Below are 19,149 nucleotides of genomic sequence, written 5' to 3'. Positions count from 1 at the left end.
GGCCCTGCGGCATCACCAGACTCGTCAAGCCTTGATCTCTTGATCTAATTCGCGCGTGTGCCCAGCACCGCCGCGCCTATGATCATCGCAGCCGCCAGGCCTATGCTCCAGCTTAGCGCGCGGCCGCTGACCAGCATCAGCAGCACGGTGGAGCCCAGCGGCGTGAGGTAGCTCAGGATACCTATCTGCCGCGCGTCGCCGAGCTTGAGGGCTTTGTCCCAGAGGAAAAAAGCCGCGCCCAGCGGGCCCAGGCCCATCACGGCCAGCAGCAGCCAGTCTTGTGCCGACAGCGTCGCCGCCGGCTCCAGCGCCCAGTGGCACAGCAGCGAGAGCAGGCCCGACACCAGGCCGAACAGGCCTATGGCCGCCGTGGGAAAAGCCGGCACGCGCTGGGTCAGCAGCGAGTAGCTGGCCCAGATCAAGGCCGAGCCCAGCGCCGGCAGATAGCCCCAGGACCAGCCGCCCGCGGAAGACCCGCCGGCCGCACCCAGGATGGCAATCGCCGCGCCGGCAAACCCCAGCAGGGCCGCGGCCACATGCACGCCGCGCAGTCGCACGCCGCGAAGAAACAGCGGCGCCAGCACCACCATGAACAGCGGCCACAGGTAGTTGACCAGGTTGGCCTCGACGGCGGGCGCATGGCGCAGCGCGATAAAGAGCAGGAAGTGAAAACCGAAAAGACCGTAGACGCCAAGCGCCAGCGTGGCGGGCGGGATGCGCCATTGCCGCCTGTCCCTGAGCACAAAGGGCAGGGCCAGTGTGCTGCCGACCAGCAACGCGGCGCCGGTCAGCAAAAAGGGCGGCACGTGCTTGAGCGACACGCCGAGCGAGGCAAGCAGGGCCCAGAGGGCGATGGCACCGAGTGCATAAAGATTGGCTGGCATGCCGCGAGCATAAAAGCCGCCGCGCGGGGCATCGTCGCGTAACGACGCTGTTCCGGCGCGCAACGACGTTCAAGGTCCGTGCCGGAACCATGTGCGCCTGCCGTCCTACACGAATGCCTACATCCGGTAACCAGTTTCACCTGGCGGGCGTGTGGCAGACACCTCCCGGGCGCGGGTGGCGCGTTCAATGAGGGTGCAGATGTTCTGACAACAAACCGAGGCCTGCAACCTCAAGGAGACCCCTCATGAAAAAGCTTTCCATCCTCCTGCTCTCGCTCGTGGGCTTTCTGGCCTTGTCGGGCTGCGTGGCCTATCCGGTGCCTTATGACAATGGGCCGCATTACCGCGGCGGCGGTTACGGCCCGCGCCATGACCGTGACGGCGACGGTGTCAGCGACCGCTACGATCGCCGGCCCAACAATCCCTACCGCTATTGAGATTGGCGCTTAAGCGCGGCCGTCAGCGCCGAGGGCGAGTGGTAGCCGCAGTGCAGCGCGGTGTCGGCCACGCTCATGCCGCGGCCGCGCAGTTGCAAGGCCAGTTCCAGGCGTTGCCGGCGCAGCCAGTGCATCACGCTGAGGCCGGTTTCGCGCCGGCAGCGCGCGGCGAATTGTGTGGGGCTTAAAAACACCTGGGCGGCGAGTTGCGCCACGCTGAGCGGTTCGTGCAGGCGCTGCCGCGTCCAGGTGGCCAGCTGTTCCCAGTCTATGGGGCGGCGGTAGCGCGTGGTGCGCGGCGCATGCTGCGCCAGCGGCTGCCAGGATTCCAGCAGCAGGGCCGGGCCGTAATGCTGGGCGAGGCTGCCGCGCTGCTGCAGCGCGTGGGCCAGGTAGTTGCCCAGTGCCAGGGCCTGCGCGGCATTGGCCGGGTCGGCGGCGCAGCGCGCCCAGCCGGCGTGTGGAGTGTCCAGCACGATGCAGCGGCTGCCTTCGCGCGATTCGAAGTCATGGTGCTCGCCGGGCGCGATCACGCAGCCCTGGCCGGCCGCGACGCGGCGCCCGCGTCCCTGGACTTCGAGTTCGAGCACGCCGTCCAGCCCCAGCAGGACCTGGAAATGCGGGTGCGCATGGCTGCCGTGGGAAGCGCCGTAGCGGCGCAGCGACAGGGAGCCTTGCGGCGCGTTCATGTTCCGTGAATCAAATTGCGGCCGCGGCCGCGTCGGCCTTGTCGGCCACGCCGGCGGCGTGGGCCTGCTGGTCGGCGTGGTAGCTGCTGCGCACCATGGCGCCCACGGCGGCGTGGGTAAAGCCCATCTTGTAGGCTTCTTCCTCGAACATCTTGAAGGTGTCGGGGTGCACGTAGCGGCGCACCGGCAGGTGGCTGGTCGAAGGCGCGAGGTACTGGCCGATCGTCAGCATGTCGATGTTGTGGGCGCGCATGTCCCGCATCACCTGCAGGATTTCCTCGTCGGTCTCGCCCAGGCCCACCATGATGCCGCTCTTGGTCGGCACATCGGGGTGCAGGGCCTTGAACTTCTTGAGCAGGTTGAGGCTAAAGGCGTAGTCGCTGCCGGGGCGCGCTTCTTTGTAGAGGCGCGGCGCGGTTTCGAGGTTGTGGTTCATCACGTCGGGCGGCGCGGCTTTCAGGATCTCGAGCGCGCGGTCGTCGCGGCCGCGGAAGTCGGGCACCAGGATCTCAATCGTGGTGGCGGGCGAGAGCTCGCGGATTTTCTGGATGCATTCGACAAAATGGCCGCTGCCGCCATCGCGCAGGTCGTCGCGGTCCACGCTGGTGATCACCACGTATTTGAGTTTCAGGGCCGCGATGGTTTTCGCCAGGTTCAGCGGTTCGTTGACGTCCAACGGGTCCGGCCGGCCGTGGCCCACGTCGCAAAACGGGCAGCGGCGCGTGCATTTGTCGCCCATGATCATGAAGGTCGCCGTGCCCTTGCCGAAGCATTCGCCGATGTTGGGGCAGCTGGCTTCTTCGCAGACGGTGTTGAGCTTGTTTTCGCGCAGGATCTGCTTGATCTCGTAAAAGCGCGTGGTCGGGCTGCCGGCCTTGACGCGAATCCAGTCGGGCTTCTTGAGCATTTCGCCCTGCACCACCTTGACGGGGATGCGCGAGAGCTTGGCCGCGGCCTTTTGTTTGGCCAGCGGGTTGTAGCCTTCCAGGGCCTGGACTTCGCGGACCACGGGGTTGGCTACAGCTTGGAGGGGATCGGGTGTGCTCATGGTGTGTTTCGTGTTGGCGGCAGGTGGCATTGCGCCTCAGGGCGCCAGGTAGGTGGCGAGCTTGCGGCCCAGCACATCCGCGGCTTCCTGCCAGCTTGCCGATACCCCGATTGTAGAAAGGTCTGTGGTTTGCAGTCCCGGATAGCCGCAAGGGTTGATGCGCGAGAAGGGTTCCAGGTCCATGGCCACATTGAGCGCCACGCCGTGGTAGGTGCAATGCCGGCTGACCTTGATGCCCAGCGCCGCGATCTTGCCCAGGCCGCGAAACGGGTCGGCCGGGTGCAGCGGGCCGGTCAGCGCGGCATGCGAGGCCGGGTTGTCCAGGCGCACGTAAATGCCGGGCGAGCCGGCCACGCGGTGGCCGGTGACGCCGAAGTGCGCCAGGGTCTTGATGACCGATTCCTCGATGCGGTAGACATATTCCTTGACGTAGTAGCCGGCGCGCTTCAAGTCAATGAGCGGATAGGCCACCACCTGGCCGGGGCCGTGGTAAGTCACCTGGCCGCCGCGGTTGGTCTGCACTACCGGGATAGCGCCGGGGTTGAGCAGATGGTCGGGTTTGCCCGCCAGGCCCTGGGTATAGACCGGCGGGTGCTCGCAAATCCACAGCTGGTCGGGCTCGCCCTCATCGGCGCCCGGGTGGCGGGCGGCCGTGAAGGCTTGCATGGCTTCGTAGGTGGGTAGGTAGTCGACCCGGCCCAGGTGGCGTGTTTCAGCCTGCATGTCTGCAGCTTCAGCGGTGGCCTAGAGGACCACCTTGACCATGGGATGGGTCGACAGCGTGCGGTAGAGCTCGTCGAGCTGTTCGCGGCTGGTGGCGGTGACGGTGACGGTGACGCCCAGGTATTTGCCGCCCTTGCTCTCGCGCAGCTCTATGGTGGAGGCGTCGAAGTTCGGGTCGAACTGGTGCGCCACCGAAGTGATGGCGGCGACCAGCCCATCGACCTTGTGGCCCATGACCTTGATGGGGAACTGCGAAGGGTATTCGATCAGCGACTCCTGGCGCGAAGGCTCGGAGCCGGGGACTCCGATGATTTTCGGGGTGTCGGGCGATGTGGTCATTGCAAGGGGTCCTTTCAGGCCTGTTTGGCGCGCTGGTATTGGGCGTACAGCTTGGCATAGATGGGGCCGGGCTTGCCCTTTTCCAGCCCGTGGCCCACGGGCTGGCCGTCCAGCAGAGTGACCGGCAGCACTTCCTTGGTGGCCGACGACAGCAAAACCTCATCGGCCGCCAGCACTTCAGCGCGCGTGATGCGGCGCAGCTCGAAGGGGATGCCGGCGGCGCGGCAGATTTCCTCGATCAGGCCGAAGCGTATGCCCTCGAGCACCAGGTTGTCCTTGGGCGGGCCCAGCACCTTGCCGTTCTTGACGATCCAGACGTTGCTCGAAGCGGCTTCGCTGAGGTGCTCGCCGCGAAACATGATGGTTTCCACCGCGCCGGCATCGACGCTGATCTGGCGCGCGAACACCGCGCCCAGCAGGCTGGTGCTTTTGATGTGGGCTTTTTCCCAGCGGAAGTCGTCGGCCGTCACGCAGGCGACGCCGGCTTCGCGCTGCTGCGCGCCGGGCAGCTTCATGGTGTTGGCCATCACGAACACGGTGGGCGCGAGGCCCGGCAGCATGGGGTGGTCGCGCATGGCGACACCGCGGCTGAGCTGGATGTAGACCAGCTGGTTGCCGCTTTCGGCCGGCGACCCGGAGGATTGCGCGTGGGCCGCGATCAGCTTCAGGGCCACGGCCTGCCACTCGGCGCGCGTCATCGGGTTCGGAATACGCAGCTCGGCCAGGCTGCGCTCCAGGCGTGCCATGTGCTGCTCAAAACGGAACAGCCGGCCGCCATAGGCCGGCACCACTTCGTACACACCGTCGCCGAAGATGAAGCCGCGGTCCATCACGCTGATCTTGGCGTCCTTGAGGGGGGTGTATTCGCCGTTGAGGTAGCAGGGCGTGTCGGGAAGGCTGGCAAGGCTGGTAGGGGGCGTGGTCATGGTGGCTTGAAACGAAGAAAAGAGGAAAAGAAGGAAGAAAAAGAAAGAGACGTAAATACCCGATTGTCCAGGGTCCGGCGTTCAACGGCGGCGGCGCTTGAACCAGATGCGCAAACGCCAGGCCAGCTTGACCAGCAGGTAGCCGGAGGCAGAGCCCAGCACCGCGAACAGGCCCATGCCCAGTATGGCAGGCCCGCCAAACGATGCCAGCCAGCCGATGAGACCCGCACCCTCGGACATGGGCACCGGCGGCGGCGCGTCCAGCAACAGGCTGCCGGCCTGGTAGGCCAGCCAGAGCCAGAAACCCACAGTGAAGGGGTTGGTGATGAAAGTGATGCCGACGGCGACCGGAATATTGGCGCGCCACCAGACGCTGTGGGCGGCGGCCGCGACGATTTGCGCGAAGGGCAGGGCAAAGGCCCAGAAGATGCCTATGGCCGCGCCGCGCGCCACGGCTTCGTGCTGCAGCCGCCACAACTGCGGGTCCAGCAGGCGATGCGCCACGGGCCTGAGCCAGGGATGGGCGGCCAGTGCCTCGCGGGTCGGCACCGACGCCTTCAGGCGCTCCAGCCAGCCGGTTTTTTTCCGGGGTTGGGGCCGCGCCTTCTTCACGCGAGAAAAATGACGGCGGCGATCGCCAGCGCGCCCAGTGCGAGATTGGCCATGGCCAGGGTGGCGATCTGCCCGACACGGCGCCCGCCTTCGGGCCAGTCGGACGCGGCCACGGCCTGCTTGAGGCGGCGGAAGGGGCCGAAATACAGGTGGCCGAAAAGCGCGAACATCAAAAGGCCCAGTCCGAACATCATGTGCCAGCCGGTGGGCGCGCTTTTCATGCCGACGGCCAGCAGCATGGCCAGGCCCGTCAGCAGCAGGACTGCGATGCCGGCCCACACCCCGACGAAGAAACGCCGCAGGACCTGCACGATCAGGGGCAGGCGCTGCGGCGGTGCGAGCTGTTCCGCCGCGGCGGGGCGCAGGGCAAACAGCATGAAGGAAATCCCGCCCAGCCAGGCGATGGCGGCGGCGAGGTGCAGGAATTTCATCAGGGCGTGCATGGAGGGATCTTTCAGTGGGGCGTTGCTGGCCAGCCCATTGTGAACCACCGCCTGCCGCGGGCCCCGGCGCACGCGTAAGAGGCCCCTAATTCACCCGGAAGCGGGGTTTTTTATGGGGGTGCAGGGGTTTCTACGTATAATCAAGGGCTTTGCTAATAGCGGCCCCTGTAACTTTCCCGTAATTTGTAGGTTTCAGAATGACAAATTCGGCGAATTCGGCGACGGACCCGGTCCCCCGGGCAGTTACATATGAGCTTGAGGCGGACGACGCGGGTTTCAAGACCCTGACGCGGGAAGAGGCCCAAAAGCTTCGTGAAACGAGTCCGTCGATCTCCCCCTGGTCGGTATTGGCAGGGCAACTGGTGGTCGGGGTTCTGGTGGCGTGTGCCGCCTGGGCGCTGACAGGCCAGCGGTCCGCCGGCTGGTCGGCGCTCTACGGAGCGCTGGCGGTGGTGATTCCGGCTGCGCTGTTTGCGCGCGGCTTGACCGGCAAAGTGTGGTCCATGAATCCAGGCACTGCGGTGGCTGGTTTCTTTTTGTGGGAAATGGTCAAGATCGCCTTGACGGTGGCAATGCTGTTTGCCGCGCCAAGGCTGGTTTCGATGCTGAGTTGGCCGGCCATGCTGGTCGGCCTGGTGGTGACAATGAAAACGTCCTGGCTCGCGCTGTTGTTCGCGGTCAGGAAAAATAAACTTTGAGGCGAGCAATAAATGGCTGCTGAGAATGCTGCTGGACATGGCGGTCCAACCGCCGGTGAATACATCGTTCACCACCTGACGCACTGGCGCAACAAGGAACTTGTTGGCCCGTTCGATCTGAGCGTCATCAATATTGATTCCACCATTTTCACCATCCTGCTGGGTGTGATCGGGTGCTTCCTGCTCTGGCAAGCCGCCCGCAAAGCCACCTCCGGCGTTCCCGGCCGTTTCCAGGCCGCGGTTGAAATCCTCGTCGAAATGGTCGACTCCCAAGCCAAGGGCATCGTGCACAACGCCGAAAGCCGCAAGCTGGTCGCGCCGCTGGCCCTCACGGTGTTTGTCTGGATTTTCCTGCTGAACGCCATGGATTTGCTGCCGGTGGACTTGCTGCCGGTGATCTGGGCCTGGATTTACGGCGCCGCCGGCCATGACGCGCACCACGCTTACATGCGCTCGGTGCCCACCGCCGACCTTTCCATCACCATGGGCCTGTCCATGGGCGTGCTGATCACCTGCCTGGTCTACAACGTCAAGATCAAGGGCGTGGGCGGCTGGATCCACGAACTGTTCACCGCGCCCTTCGGCAACCACTGGGCGCTGTACCCCTTCAACTTCCTGATGCAGGTCATCGAGTTCGTCGCCAAGACGGTCTCGCACGGCATGCGACTGTTCGGCAACATGTATGCCGGCGAACTGATTTTCCTGCTGATCGCCCTGATGGGTGGCGCCTTCGCCTCCGTCGGGCTGGGCACCGGTATTGCACTGGCCATCGGCCACATCATCGCCGGCTCTGCCTGGGCCATCTTCCACATCCTGATCATCACGCTGCAAGCGTTCGTGTTCATGATGCTGACGCTGGTGTACATCGGCCAGGCGCACGATCACCACTAATCAGTTGTCCCCGTTTCCCGTTTTTCTTTTTCTCTCGTAACCAAAGTCCTAAGGAGTCATCATGGAAGTTATTAGTTTTGTCGCTCTGGCCGCTGGCCTCATCATCGGCCTCGGTGCTGTCGGCGCCTGTATCGGCATCGGCATCATGGGCAGCAAATACCTCGAAGCAGCTGCACGCCAGCCTGAGCTGATGGGCGAACTGCAGACCAAGATGTTCCTGCTGGCCGGTCTGATCGACGCCGCTTTCATTATCGGCACGGGTATCGCGCTGTGGTTCGCCACCGCTAACCCCTTCCTGGCGCAAATCGCCAACCTGCCCAAGTAAGCATTGACCCAAGTCCCAAGAATGTCATTCCTTCGGGCCGGCTTCCAGCTGGGCCCCAAGGGAAAGGATGAGCAGTGAGCATTACCGGTACCCTTATTGTCCAGCTGATCGTGTTCCTGATTTTGGTCGGGTTCACGATGAAGTTTGTGTGGCCACCCATCGCGGCGGCCCTGGACGCGCGCGCGCAAAAAATCGCTGACGGCCTTGCTGCTGCCGACAAAGCCAAATCCGAACTCTCCGTCGCCAACAAGCGCGTGGAAGAAGAGCTGGCCAAGTCGCGCAACGAAGCGGCCGTGCGCCTGGCCGAAGCCGAGCGCCGGGGCCAGGCCCTGATCGAAGAAGCCAAGGCCAAGGCCACCGAGGAAGGCAGCAAGATCATTGCCGCCGCCAAGGCCGAAGCCGAGCAGCAGGCCGTGAAGGCCCGCGAAGCCCTGCGCGAGCAGGTGGCTGCGCTGGCCGTCAAGGGCGCCGAGCAGATTCTGCGCAAGGAAGTCAATGCCGGTGTGCATGCTGACTTGCTGGGCCGCCTGAAGACCGAACTCTAAGCGAGCATCAACATGGCCGAACTAGCCACCATTGCCCGTCCCTACGCCGAAGCGCTGTTCAAGGCCTCCGGCTCCGACCTGGGCGGCACCGCCGCCTGGCTCGACGAGCTGGCCGCCATCGCTGCGAATGCGCAGCTGCAGCAGTACGCCGGCAACCCCGGCGTCACTTCGGCGCAGGCGTTCGACGTGATTTCGGGCGTTGCCAAGACCAAGCTGCCGGACGCCGCGAAAAACTTCCTGCGCACGGTGATCGAGAACGGCCGCCTTAGCGTCCTGCCGGAAATCGCCGCGCAGTTCCGTGTCCTGAAAAATGCGCAGAGCGGTTCGTCCGATGCGACCGTCTACAGCGCTTTCGCGCTCGACGGCGCGGCGCTGGCCGACCTGTCGGCAACGCTGGAAAAGCGCTTTGGCAAGAAGCTCAACCTCCAGGTTGAGCTGGAGCCGGCCCTGATAGGCGGCGTGCGAGTCGTGGTGGGTGACGAGGTGCTGGACACCTCGGTCAAAGCCCGTTTAGAGCAAATGAAAGTGGCGCTGGTTTCCTGAGCCCGGTGCCCAGGCGCAGTCCGCAGGTTTTTAGCCAACAACATACTGAAAGAAGGAAAGAGTCATGCAACTCAATCCCGCAGAAATTTCTGAACTGATCAAGAGCCGTATCGAAGGCCTGACCGGCAGCAGCGACATCCGCAACCAGGGCACCGTGGTGTCCGTCACCGACGGTATCGTCCGCATCCACGGCCTGTCCGACGTGATGCAGGGCGAAATGCTGGAATTCCCCGCAACCGCCGACGGCTCCCCCACCTACGGCCTGGCGCTGAACCTCGAGCGCGACTCGGTCGGTTCCGTGATCCTGGGCGAATACGAACATATCGCCGAAGGCGACACCGTCAAGTGCACGGGCCGCATCCTGGAAGTGCCCGTCGGCCCCGAGCTGCTCGGCCGCGTGGTGAACGCCCTGGGCCAGCCCATCGACGGCAAGGGCCCGATCAACGCCAAGATGACCGACGTGATCGAGAAGGTCGCGCCCGGCGTGATCGCCCGTAAATCCGTCGACCAGCCCCTGCAGACCGGCCTGAAGTCCATCGACTCCATGGTGCCCGTCGGTCGCGGCCAGCGCGAACTGATCATCGGCGACCGCCAGACCGGCAAGACCGCCGTGGCCATCGACGCCATCATCAACCAGAAGGGCAAGGGCGTTTCCTGCGTCTACGTCGCGATCGGCCAGAAGGCTTCCTCGATCAAGAACGTGGTGCGCGCACTGGAACAAGCCGGCGCGATGGAATACACCATCGTCGTGGCCGCTGCGGCTTCCGAGTCCGCCGCCATGCAATACGTCAGCGCCTACTCCGGCTGCACCATGGGCGAGTACTTCCGCGACCGCGGCGAAGACGCGCTGATCGTGTATGACGACCTGTCCAAACAGGCCGTGGCCTACCGCCAGGTTTCGCTGCTGCTGCGCCGCCCACCAGGACGCGAAGCCTACCCCGGCGACGTGTTCTACCTGCACAGCCGTCTGCTCGAGCGCGCAGCCCGCGTGAACGAGAAGTATGTGGAAGACTTCACCAAGGGTGCGGTCAAAGGCAAGACCGGTTCGCTGACCGCGCTGCCCATCATCGAAACGCAGGCCGGCGACGTGTCCGCTTTCGTGCCGACCAACGTGATCTCGATCACCGACGGCCAGATCTTCCTGGAAACCAGCCTGTTCAACGCCGGTATTCGTCCCGCCATTAACGCCGGTATCTCGGTGTCCCGCGTCGGCGGCGCCGCCCAGACCAAGCTGATCAAGAACCTGTCCGGCGGTATCCGTACCGACTTGGCCCAGTACCGTGAACTGGCTGCCTTCGCGCAGTTCGCTTCCGACCTGGACGAAGCCACCCGCAAGCAGCTGGACCGCGGTGCCCGCGTGACCGAACTGCTCAAGCAGGCCCAGTACTCGCCTTTGTCGATTTCCAACATGGCCGCCACGCTGTTCGCCGTGAACAAGGGCTTCATGGACGACATCGAAGTCAAGAAGGTCCTGGCTTTTGAACACGGCCTGCACGCCTACCTGAAGGACAAGAACGCGGCCCTGATGGCCAAGCTCGAAGCCAACAAGGCCATGGACAAGGACGCTGAGGCGGAACTGAACGCGGCCGTGACCGAGTTCAAGAAGTCGTTTGCCTGATCTCGCCTGACCTCATCGTCAAGCAGGTAATTAAGCAACCCTCAGGAACCCCTTAGGAATCCATATGGCAGCAGGCAAGGAAATACGCGGCAAGATCAAATCGGTGGAAAACACCAAGAAGATCACCAAGGCCATGGAGATGGTGGCCGCCTCCAAGATGCGCAAGGCGCAGGAGCGGATGCGCGCTGCCCGTCCTTACAGCGACAAGATCCGCAACATCACGGCCAACCTGAGTCAGGCCAACCCCGAGTACACCCACGCGTTCATGGAGTCCAACGACGCCAAGGCCACCGGGTTCATCGTGGTGACGACCGACAAGGGCTTGTGCGGCGGCATGAACACCAACGTGCTGCGCGCCGTGACGGCCAAGCTCAAGGAAGTGCAGGCCGCCGGCCATGACGCGCGGGCAGTCGCCATCGGCAACAAGGGCCTCGGTTTTCTCAATCGGGTGGGCGCCAAGGTGGTGTCGCACGCGACCCAGCTCGGCGACAAGCCGCACCTGGAAAAACTGATTGGCCCCGTCAAGGTGCTGCTCGACGCTTACAGCGAAGGCAAGATCAACGCGGTGTACCTGTGCTACACCAAGTTCATCAACACCATGCGCCAGGAGCCCGTGGTCGAGCAGTTGCTGCCTTTGACGGCAGCGCACCTGCAGGCCGACAAGGACCAGCACGGCTGGGACTACATCTACGAACCCGACGCGCAGACCGTGATCGACGACCTGCTGGTTCGCTACGTGGAAGCGCTGGTGTACCAGGCGGTTGCCGAGAACATGGCGTCCGAGCAGTCCGCCCGCATGGTGGCCATGAAGGCCGCCACCGACAACGCCGGCAGCGTGATCGGCGAACTCAAGCTGGTTTACAACAAAACGCGTCAAGCGGCGATCACGAAAGAACTTTCGGAAATCGTTGCCGGTGCTGCAGCGGTCTGATAGTGGTTTAGGCCGCCACACCCGATTTAAAGATTTAAAGAAACGGAAAAGGATTCAATCATGGCTCAGGCTCAAGGCAAGATTGTTCAGTGTATTGGTGCGGTGGTTGACGTGGAATTCGCGCGCGACCAGATGCCCAAGATTTACGACGCGCTCAAGATGGAAGGCTCCGCGCTGACGCTGGAAGTCCAGCAGCAGCTGGGCGACGGCATCGTGCGCACCATCGCGCTGGGCACCTCCGACGGCCTGCGCCGCGGCAACGTCGTGTACAACACCGGCGCCAACATCACGGTTCCCGTGGGCAAGGCCACGCTGGGCCGCATCATGGACGTGCTGGGTTCGCCCATCGACGAGCGCGGCCCGGTCGACCAGACCCTGACCGCCCCCATCCACCGCAAAGCTCCCGCGTACGACGAACTGTCGCCGTCGCAGGAACTGCTGGAAACCGGCATCAAGGTGATCGATTTGGTTTGCCCCTTCGCCAAGGGCGGCAAGGTGGGCTTGTTCGGCGGCGCCGGCGTCGGCAAGACCGTGAACATGATGGAACTGATCAACAACATCGCCAAGGCGCACTCGGGCCTGTCCGTGTTCGCCGGTGTGGGCGAACGTACCCGCGAAGGCAATGACTTCTACCACGAGATGGCCGACTCCGGCGTCGTGAACCTCGAGAACCTCGGCGAATCCAAAGTGGCCATGGTCTACGGCCAGATGAACGAGCCCCCAGGAAACCGCCTGCGCGTCGCGCTGACGGGCCTGACCATCGCCGAATCCTTCCGTGACGAAGGCCGCGACGTGCTGTTCTTCGTGGACAACATCTACCGCTACACGCTGGCCGGTACCGAAGTGTCCGCGCTGCTGGGCCGTATGCCTTCCGCCGTGGGCTACCAGCCCACGCTGGCCGAGGAAATGGGCCGCCTGCAAGAGCGTATTACCTCCACCAAGGTCGGCTCCATCACTTCCATCCAGGCCGTTTACGTCCCTGCCGATGACTTGACCGACCCGTCGCCTGCCACCACCTTCGCCCACCTGGACTCCACCGTGGTGCTCTCGCGTGACATCGCTTCGCTGGGTATCTACCCCGCGGTCGACCCGCTGGACTCCACCAGCCGCCAGCTGGACCCGAACGTCGTCGGCGAAGACCACTACAACACGGCCCGTGCCGTGCAGGGCACGCTGCAGCGCTACAAGGAACTGCGCGACATCATCGCGATTCTGGGCATGGACGAACTGGCCCCTGAAGACAAGCTGGCCGTGGCCCGCGCTCGCAAGATCCAGCGTTTCCTGTCGCAGCCTTTCCACGTTGCTGAAGTGTTCACCGGCTCCCCCGGCAAGTACGTCAGCCTGGCTGAAACGATTCGCGGCTTCAAGATGATTGTGTCCGGCGAGTGCGATCACCTGCCCGAACAGGCTTTCTACATGGTCGGGACCATCGACGAAGCCTTCGAAAAAGCCAAAAAGGTGGCGTAAAGCGGCCATTTGAGCGATCCGCGTTGTTGGCGTGCTTAATGTGCTTTCTGCACATTTCCGCGCGCCGCCTAGCGGCTCATCTCAACTGTCCACTTTCCACTCACCTTTTTAATTGGAGTACGTATGAGCACCATTCACGTCGACGTCGTATCCGCAGAAGAGTCCATCTTCTCGGGCGAAGCCAAGTTCGTGGCATTGCCCGGCGAGGCTGGCGAGCTGGGCATTTACCCGCGCCACACGCCGCTGATCACCCGCATCAAGCCGGGTGCCGTGCGCATTGAAAAAGCCGACGGCACGGAAGAGTTCGTCTTCGTGGCCGGCGGCCTGCTCGAAGTGCAGCCCAACTGCGTGACGGTGTTGAGCGACACCGCCATCCGCGGCAAAGACCTGGACGAGACCAAGGCCAGCGAAGCCAAGGCTGCCGCCGAGGAAGCGCTGAAGAACGCCAAGAGCGACATCGACATCGCCATGGCCCAGTCTGAACTCGCCGTCATGGCCGCGCAGATCGCCGCTTTGCGCAAATACCGCCAGAAGAAATAAAAACAGTCTTTCCGGTTCCACCGGAATGCACGAAGCCCCTGCCGAAAGCCAGGGGCTTTTTTCATGGGCGGCGCATGGCCGGTAATTCTTTCGCACTCATGCTGTTGCGCCGGCACCTCAGCTTAACAACTGGACACGCTAAATCGTAGCCAGCAAGGGCGCCCCTGCCGTATCGTGGATCCAGGGATTCAAGCTAACCGACGAGGTGGGACTATGAACAGCACACTGGACAGTCTGACGTGGGACGAAGAGCTTTCGCCGCAGCGCCGGGGACGACGTTCGCTCAGGACATGGATACGCCGCATCCTGGTTGTGCTGACGGGGTTGTTCGTCCTGGGCGTCCTGCTTTCATCCTGATTCTTTGGCTCTCTTATTGGAGCAGCGGCGCATCGGGCAGTTCATTCGCCCTGGCTTGTGCGCCTTCTTCTGAGCCATCCACCGCGAAGTGCTGCATCAGCACCGCCGAAGTTTCTTCCAGTGCCTGCGTCAACCCGTCTTCATAACGCTGCTCGCGAAACGCGGCCGCCATGCGCGCCACCAAGGCCTGCCATTGGTCGGGGCCGACATGCCGCGCCAGGCCGCGGTCGGCGACGATCTCGATCGCACGCTCGGCCAGCAGCACGTAAATCAGCACGCCGTTGTTGTGCTCCGTGTCCCAGACCCGCAGCTTGCCGAACATGGTGACCGCGCGCTGGCGCGTGAGCGCGGCGATGGAATTCTGTTTGCCCAGGCGCCACAGATAACTCAGGGGCAGTGAAGCCTCCACGCAGATGCGGATCTCGCCGCTGTGGCGCCGCTCGCTGGCCGCCACGCGCCGCGCGAGCCGCTGCAGCATATCGGGCGGAATCGCGCGCCGGGTGTCGGAGGCATCCAGCCAGAGGTGTTTGAGCAGGGTCTTGAGCTTGTTGAGCATGATGCCTACCAGTCTCCCGAGGCGCCGCCGCCGCCGAAATCACCACCGCCGCCGCTGCTGAAGCCGCCGCCATCGCTGCTGCTGCTACCGCTGCTCCAGCCGCCGCCACCGCCGCTGCCAAAACCGCCACTGGTCCAGCCGCCCGATGAGCGGCCGCCTCGGCCCAGTCCGCCCAGTGCGCCCAGGCTGGCGACCAGCGCGAACACCGTACCCACCAGCACGGCGAGGCCGGCCACGATCAGGCTGCTGGTGAAAATCCAGGCCAGCACGCCGACCACACCGCCGGTGGCCAGCGCGCCGAATTTGCGCCCCAGCACCATGGCCGCGATCCGCCCGGCAATCGGCACCGCAAAAAACAGGAAGACGGCCAGGTCCGTCCACTCAAAACCGTCGTTGTGGCCGCCGCTGCCGCGGCTGTGTTCGGGCGCGGGCAGGTTTTCACCGCTGATCAGCGCAATGAGCTGATCGGCTGCGGCATCGAGCCCACCGGCGAAGTCACCCTGCTTGAAGCGCGGCGTGATGGCCGTGTCTATGACCCGGCGCGCCGCCAGGTCGGGGATGGCGCCTTCCAGCGCCTTGGTGGTTTCTATGCGCACCTTGCGGTCGTTCTTGGCCACCACCAGCAAGAGGCCGTCGCCTACGTCCTTGCGGCCTATCTTCCAGCTGTCGCCCACGCGCTGCGCATAGGCGGCAATGTCTTCCGGCTGGGTTGTGGGAACCAGCAGCACCACCACCTGGGCGCCGCGGCTTTTTTCGAAGGCCGTGAGCTTGGCTTCGAGCGCTTCGCGCTGCGCGGGCTCCAGAGTGCCGGTGCTGTCCATCACATGTGCCGTTAGCGCCGGCACAGGCTGCACGCCGCCCTGCGCCCAGGCCGCCAGCGGCAGCCAGGCGGCCAGCAGCAGGCCCAGCAGCAGCCGGGCGCCGTCGCGAACGAGAAGCATGAGGCGCTGCACGCTCAGGTCCGCCGCGCTTTATTTCTTGTTGAAGTCCACCACCGGCGGCGTGGAGATCTGCGCCTCATTCTGCACCGAGAAGTTGGGCTTGACCTGGTAACCAAAGATCATGGCCGTCAGGTTGTTCGGGAAACTGCGCGTGAGCACGTTGTACTCCTGCACGGTCTGGATGTAGCGGTTGCGCGCCACGGTGATACGGTTTTCCGTACCTTCGAGTTGCACGCGCAGGTCGCGAAAGCCCTGGTTGGCTTTCAGGTCGGGGTAGCGCTCGCTGACCACCATGAGTCGGCTCAGCGCGCTGCCCAGCTCGCCCTGCGCGGCCTGGAATTTGCTGAAGGCGGCCGGGTCGTTGAGGGTTTCGGGCGTCACCTGGATGGAGGTGGCCTTGGCGCGCGCTTCCACCACCTTGGTCAGCGTATCCTGCTCGAAGGCCGCTTCACCTTTGACCGTGGCCACGATATTGGGCACCAGGTCGGCGCGGCGCTGGTACTGGTTCAGCACTTCGGACCAGGCCGACTTGGTCTGCTCGTCCAGGCGCTGGAAGTCGTTGTAGCCGCAGCCCGAGAGCAGCAGGCTCAGCAGGGCCGCGAGGGTGAATGTCAAAAAGCGGGATATCGTCATGGCAATGCCTCCGAAAATGCAAGCCGCAACACTAACATAGTCGAATGTCCCCGCTGCCCACATCCTCCGCGTCCGGCAGCCCGCTGCAGGCTTTGCAGTCCGCCCTGCGCCCGCCGCCCGCACAGGCCAAGCCGCGCCTGCTGGTGGCCGGCGCCACCGGCGTGCTGGGCAACGAGGTGCTGCGCCGCCTGGTCGGCAGCGGCCGCTATGCGCACACCGAGGTGCTGGCCACCGAGGCCATGGCGACCGGGCTCTCCGGCGTCAGCATCGCGCTGGCGGGCCTGCCTTCGCCGATAGCGCAATGGGCCGCCAGGCCGCTGCCGGCGCACACCGGGCTGGTCATGTTCGAGCCGCCGCGCATGTACTACGGACGTGAGCGCACGCTCTGGACGCCCGCGCCTTCGGAGCTGCCCGCGCTGGCGCAATGGCTCAAGCGCTGCGGCGTGCAAGCCCTGGTCGTGGTGGTGCCGCACGCCACCGGGCGCCTGCCCGATGCGCTCAAGCGCGGCCTGGCCAATCTGGACGAGCAAGCCGTCGCCGCCCTGGGCTTTGAACGCCTGCTGCTGGTGCGTTCGGCCCGCAAGGCGCAGGACGCCGCGGGAAAGAATGTCCTGGAGCGGGTCGCGGCCTGGATGCTGTCCACGCTCAGGTTCATGATTCCCCAAGCCGAGCAGCCGGTGCGGCCCGCCAAGCTCGCGGAGTTCGTCGATGCCGCCCTGCAGCTGCTGCCGCCCGGCACCCACGTGGCCGCGCCCGAGTTGCTGTGGCAGGCCAACCAAAGCGGCAGCCGCAGCGGCCGCGGCACGGGCCAGGCGGGCGGCGGCATGCAGGGCGTGGTCCAGGACTGGCTTGCTGCGGCGCGCAATCCCGCGCAGAATTCAGCACCAAACGCCAAGCCGGATTGAAGCCGCCATCCTCTTGCCCGAACTCTTTTTGATCGCCCCCATGCCCAAACCCAAAGTCCCGCCCGCCAGCACCGGCAACGCCGATGACATCGAGGCGGCTTTTTACGATGCGCTGCAAAGCGGCGACATTGAAAAACTCATGGCCTGCTGGGGTGACGAGGACGACATCGTCTGCGTGCACCCGGGGGGCGCCCGCCTCGTGGGGCCGGCGGCCATACGCGCCACCTTCGATGCGATGTTTTCCAACGGCACCATACGCGCGCAGCCCATCAAGGTGCGCAAGGTGGAGACCATGAGCGCCAGCGTGCACAGCGTGCTCGAGCGCATCGAGGTGCTCACCGAAGAAGGCCCTCGCCACGCCTACGTCATCGCCACCAATGTGTACCACAAGACCGCGCAGGGTTGGCGCATGGTGGCCCACCATGCCAGTCCCGGCACGCCGCGCGAAATGCAGGAAGTGTCGGAAACGCCCACCGTTCTCCATTGATCCGGCTGCGCATGGAACCCACCATGAACTATGCCGCGCCCTGGTGGCTCCCGGGTGGCAACCTGCAGACCATCTGGGCTGCCCTGCAGTCGCGCCGCTTCCTCGGCCCGCAGCCGGTGTTTCGCCGTGAACGCTGGACCACGCCCGATGAGGATTTTGTCGATGTGGATTGGCTGGTGACGGATGACACAGCTACCGCGGCAACACCCTTGCTGGTCGTCTTCCATGGCCTCGAAGGCTCCTCCGCCAGCCACTATGCCGAAGCGCTGGCCGATGCCGCGCGCGAACGCGGCTGGGCCTGCGCGATCCCGCATTTCCGCGGCTGCTCGGGCGAGATCAACCTCGCGCCGCGTGCCTACCACTCGGGCGACTTCGCCGAGATCGACTGGATACTGCGGCGCTTCGCGGCCCAGCGCGGCGGGCCGGTGATGGCCGTCGGCATCTCGCTGGGCGGCAATGCGCTCATGCGCTGGGCCGGCGAGATGGGCGCCGAGGCCCGGCAGGTGGTGGCCGGCGTCGCTTCCGTGTGCTCGCCGCTGGACCTTGCCGCCAGCGGCTGGGCCATAGGCCGGGGCTTTAACCGCCTGGTCTACACCCGCATGTTCCTCAAGACCATGGTGCCCAAGGCCTTGCAAAAGCTCGAGCAGCATCCCGGGCTGTTCGACCGCGAGCGGCTGCTGGCCGCGCGCGACCTTTATGCGTTCGACGACGTTTTCACCGCACCGCTGCACGGCTTCAAGAATGCCGATGACTACTGGTCGCGGGCCTCGGCCAAGCCGCACCTGCACCGGATTGCCGTGCCCGCGCTGGCCCTGAACGCGCTCAACGATCCCTTTGTGCCTGCGTCCAGCCTGCCGCAGGCCTCGGAAGCGGGCCCGCATGTCACGCTGTGGCAGCCGGCCCAAGGCGGCCACGTGGGCTTTCCCTCGGCACCCTTTCCGGGCCATGTGCGCGCCATGCCCGATGCGGTCACAGGGTTCCTCGCGGCACAGCTATAAAAGCGCGATGCACGGCGCAGAATAAGACCATGGACGACATAGTTCGGCAGGCGATTGCCAAGTGGCCCAATGTTCCCGACTGCTACGGCTGGCTGGGCCTGGACGCGCGCGGCAACTGGTATATGCGTGACGACAGGGCCCAGGCCGCCGGGCCCTTCAGCGGTACAGCAGGAGCCGACCCCGCACGCAACAAGGTCGCCAAGGGCTCGCTGCTCAAGCACGACAAGCTGATCGACTTCATCCAGCGCAACTACGAAAGCGACGCCAGCGGCCGCTGGTTCTTCCAGAACGGCCCGCAGCGCGTCTATGTGGAGCTCGAAGCCACACCGCTGGTCTGGCGCGTAGCCCCGGCGCCGTCTTTTTTGGTCAGCGCGCACACCGGCGCGGCCGCGCGCGCGCAGCGCTGCATTCTGGATGAGGCCGGGCGGCTTTACCTGGAGACCGACCTGGGTTTCGGCCTGGTCCACACCCAGGACATGACGCATGCCGCCGATGCGGTGGAGCAGGGCCTGTGGGTGCCCGAGGAACACACCGCCCGCGAACTGCCGGCGCGCTTCGGCTATGTGCGCAGCCCGCAGGGGCTGCGCACATAGCCGGAAGGCACATAAAAAAA

26 protein-coding genes are annotated in these 19,149 nt (G+C 64.7%); 15 read left to right on the top strand and 11 right to left on the bottom strand.

The window, feature by feature from the left end; translation table 11 throughout:
- Positions 1–44: 44 nt before the first annotated feature.
- Positions 45–884, bottom strand: a complete 840-nt coding sequence (locus ACEN8I_RS11860) for a DMT family transporter (RefSeq protein ID WP_413328645.1) — start codon at positions 882–884, stop codon at positions 45–47.
- 245 nt (positions 885–1,129) lie between these two features.
- Between ACEN8I_RS11860 and ACEN8I_RS11855 the strand changes: the two genes are divergently transcribed.
- The gene (locus ACEN8I_RS11855; protein WP_413328644.1) at positions 1,130–1,321 is read left to right on the top strand and encodes a hypothetical protein; all 192 of its coding nucleotides are present in this window, start codon (positions 1,130–1,132) and stop codon (positions 1,319–1,321) included.
- Here ACEN8I_RS11855 and ACEN8I_RS11850 read toward each other — a convergent pair.
- The 7 genes from ACEN8I_RS11850 to ACEN8I_RS11820 form a co-directional block, all read right to left on the bottom strand.
- The gene (locus ACEN8I_RS11850) at positions 1,315–2,010 is read right to left on the bottom strand and encodes a helix-turn-helix domain-containing protein (RefSeq protein ID WP_413328642.1); all 696 of its coding nucleotides are present in this window, start codon (positions 2,008–2,010) and stop codon (positions 1,315–1,317) included. The genes ACEN8I_RS11855 and ACEN8I_RS11850 overlap by 7 nt on opposite strands.
- 10 nt (positions 2,011–2,020) lie before the next feature.
- Positions 2,021–3,058 carry a lipoyl synthase gene (gene lipA / locus ACEN8I_RS11845; protein ID WP_413328641.1) on the bottom strand — a complete coding sequence of 346 codons (1,038 nt, stop codon included), beginning with the start codon at positions 3,056–3,058 and terminating at the stop codon, positions 2,021–2,023.
- 36 nt (positions 3,059–3,094) lie between these two features.
- Entirely contained in the window at positions 3,095–3,781 is a 687-nt protein-coding gene (lipB, locus tag ACEN8I_RS11840) for a lipoyl(octanoyl) transferase LipB (protein WP_413328640.1), read from the bottom strand.
- A 21-nt stretch (positions 3,782–3,802) separates the two neighbouring features.
- Positions 3,803–4,120: a YbeD family protein gene (locus tag ACEN8I_RS11835; protein WP_413328639.1), complete on the bottom strand. Its 318-nt coding sequence runs from the start codon at positions 4,118–4,120 to the stop codon at positions 3,803–3,805.
- Between the two features lie 14 nt (positions 4,121–4,134).
- The gene (locus tag ACEN8I_RS11830; RefSeq protein ID WP_413328638.1) at positions 4,135–5,046 is read right to left on the bottom strand and encodes a D-amino acid aminotransferase; all 912 of its coding nucleotides are present in this window, start codon (positions 5,044–5,046) and stop codon (positions 4,135–4,137) included.
- An 81-nt stretch (positions 5,047–5,127) separates the two neighbouring features.
- On the bottom strand, positions 5,128–5,658 hold the full coding sequence (locus tag ACEN8I_RS11825; RefSeq protein ID WP_413328637.1) for a DUF2062 domain-containing protein: 531 nt from the start codon (positions 5,656–5,658) through the stop codon (positions 5,128–5,130).
- Positions 5,655–6,101: a DUF4149 domain-containing protein gene (locus ACEN8I_RS11820; protein WP_413328636.1), complete on the bottom strand. Its 447-nt coding sequence runs from the start codon at positions 6,099–6,101 to the stop codon at positions 5,655–5,657. Before ACEN8I_RS11820 ends, ACEN8I_RS11825 begins: the two co-directional genes overlap by 4 nt.
- A 197-nt stretch (positions 6,102–6,298) precedes the next feature.
- Here ACEN8I_RS11820 and ACEN8I_RS11815 point away from each other — a divergent pair, with 197 nt between their 5' ends.
- The 10 genes from ACEN8I_RS11815 to ACEN8I_RS11770 all read left to right on the top strand — a co-directional run bounded on the left by ACEN8I_RS11815 (position 6,299) and on the right by ACEN8I_RS11770 (position 14,016).
- Positions 6,299–6,799 (top strand): ATP synthase subunit I, encoded by a 501-nt coding sequence (locus ACEN8I_RS11815; protein ID WP_413328635.1) that lies wholly within the window; start codon positions 6,299–6,301, stop codon positions 6,797–6,799.
- Positions 6,800–6,811: 12 nt separating this feature from the next.
- Positions 6,812–7,690: a F0F1 ATP synthase subunit A gene (gene atpB, locus ACEN8I_RS11810; RefSeq protein ID WP_413328633.1), complete on the top strand. Its 879-nt coding sequence runs from the start codon at positions 6,812–6,814 to the stop codon at positions 7,688–7,690.
- A 61-nt stretch (positions 7,691–7,751) separates the two neighbouring features.
- Positions 7,752–8,015 carry a F0F1 ATP synthase subunit C gene (atpE, locus tag ACEN8I_RS11805; RefSeq protein WP_007868969.1) on the top strand — a complete coding sequence of 88 codons (264 nt, stop codon included), beginning with the start codon at positions 7,752–7,754 and terminating at the stop codon, positions 8,013–8,015.
- Between the two features lie 74 nt (positions 8,016–8,089).
- Positions 8,090–8,560: a F0F1 ATP synthase subunit B gene (locus ACEN8I_RS11800; RefSeq protein ID WP_413328632.1), complete on the top strand. Its 471-nt coding sequence runs from the start codon at positions 8,090–8,092 to the stop codon at positions 8,558–8,560.
- Positions 8,561–8,572: 12 nt separating this feature from the next.
- Positions 8,573–9,103: a F0F1 ATP synthase subunit delta gene (locus ACEN8I_RS11795; RefSeq protein ID WP_413328631.1), complete on the top strand. Its 531-nt coding sequence runs from the start codon at positions 8,573–8,575 to the stop codon at positions 9,101–9,103.
- A gap of 64 nt (positions 9,104–9,167) precedes the next feature.
- Positions 9,168–10,721, top strand: coding sequence for a F0F1 ATP synthase subunit alpha (gene atpA / locus ACEN8I_RS11790; RefSeq protein ID WP_413328630.1), 1,554 nt, complete (start codon positions 9,168–9,170; stop codon positions 10,719–10,721).
- A 64-nt stretch (positions 10,722–10,785) separates the two neighbouring features.
- On the top strand, positions 10,786–11,652 hold the full coding sequence (gene atpG / locus ACEN8I_RS11785) for a F0F1 ATP synthase subunit gamma (RefSeq protein ID WP_007868957.1): 867 nt from the start codon (positions 10,786–10,788) through the stop codon (positions 11,650–11,652).
- A 60-nt stretch (positions 11,653–11,712) separates the two neighbouring features.
- Complete coding sequence (atpD, locus tag ACEN8I_RS11780) at positions 11,713–13,119, top strand: F0F1 ATP synthase subunit beta (RefSeq protein WP_007868954.1); 1,407 nt, start codon at positions 11,713–11,715, stop codon at positions 13,117–13,119.
- Between the two features lie 123 nt (positions 13,120–13,242).
- The gene (locus ACEN8I_RS11775) at positions 13,243–13,659 is read left to right on the top strand and encodes a F0F1 ATP synthase subunit epsilon (RefSeq protein WP_007868942.1); all 417 of its coding nucleotides are present in this window, start codon (positions 13,243–13,245) and stop codon (positions 13,657–13,659) included.
- A gap of 213 nt (positions 13,660–13,872) precedes the next feature.
- A complete protein-coding gene (locus tag ACEN8I_RS11770; RefSeq protein WP_413328629.1) occupies positions 13,873–14,016 on the top strand; it encodes a hypothetical protein in 144 nt (47 codons plus the stop codon).
- Between the two features lie 13 nt (positions 14,017–14,029).
- Here ACEN8I_RS11770 and ACEN8I_RS11765 read toward each other — a convergent pair whose 3' ends face one another.
- From ACEN8I_RS11765 to ACEN8I_RS11755, 3 genes are read right to left on the bottom strand one after another with little or no spacing between them, the layout of a single operon-like run.
- Complete coding sequence (locus ACEN8I_RS11765) at positions 14,030–14,572, bottom strand: TPM domain-containing protein (protein WP_413328628.1); 543 nt, start codon at positions 14,570–14,572, stop codon at positions 14,030–14,032.
- Positions 14,573–14,577: 5 nt separating this feature from the next.
- Positions 14,578–15,513: a TPM domain-containing protein gene (locus ACEN8I_RS11760; RefSeq protein WP_413328627.1), complete on the bottom strand. Its 936-nt coding sequence runs from the start codon at positions 15,511–15,513 to the stop codon at positions 14,578–14,580.
- 30 nt (positions 15,514–15,543) lie between these two features.
- Complete coding sequence (locus ACEN8I_RS11755) at positions 15,544–16,146, bottom strand: LemA family protein (protein ID WP_413328626.1); 603 nt, start codon at positions 16,144–16,146, stop codon at positions 15,544–15,546.
- Between the two features lie 44 nt (positions 16,147–16,190).
- On the opposite strand from ACEN8I_RS11755, the gene ACEN8I_RS11750 reads away from it, so the two are divergent.
- From ACEN8I_RS11750 to ACEN8I_RS11735, 4 genes are read left to right on the top strand one after another with little or no spacing between them, the layout of a single operon-like run.
- Positions 16,191–17,051, top strand: a complete 861-nt coding sequence (locus ACEN8I_RS11750) for a hypothetical protein (protein ID WP_413328625.1) — start codon at positions 16,191–16,193, stop codon at positions 17,049–17,051.
- Between the two features lie 40 nt (positions 17,052–17,091).
- Positions 17,092–17,538, top strand: a complete 447-nt coding sequence (locus ACEN8I_RS11745) for a YybH family protein (protein ID WP_413328624.1) — start codon at positions 17,092–17,094, stop codon at positions 17,536–17,538.
- Positions 17,539–17,561: 23 nt separating this feature from the next.
- Complete coding sequence (locus ACEN8I_RS11740; RefSeq protein WP_413328708.1) at positions 17,562–18,536, top strand: YheT family hydrolase; 975 nt, start codon at positions 17,562–17,564, stop codon at positions 18,534–18,536.
- 29 nt (positions 18,537–18,565) lie between these two features.
- Positions 18,566–19,129, top strand: a complete 564-nt coding sequence (locus ACEN8I_RS11735) for a DUF2946 family protein (RefSeq protein ID WP_413328623.1) — start codon at positions 18,566–18,568, stop codon at positions 19,127–19,129.
- The last annotated feature ends 20 nt before the right edge of the window (positions 19,130–19,149 follow it).

It is taken from the genome of Polaromonas sp. CT11-55, from assembly GCF_047303325.1.
GTDB lineage: Bacteria > Pseudomonadota > Gammaproteobacteria > Burkholderiales > Burkholderiaceae_C > Polaromonas.
The sequence above is the reverse complement of the archived record's forward strand: the minus strand, read 5'-3'. Positions and strand labels throughout refer to the sequence as shown.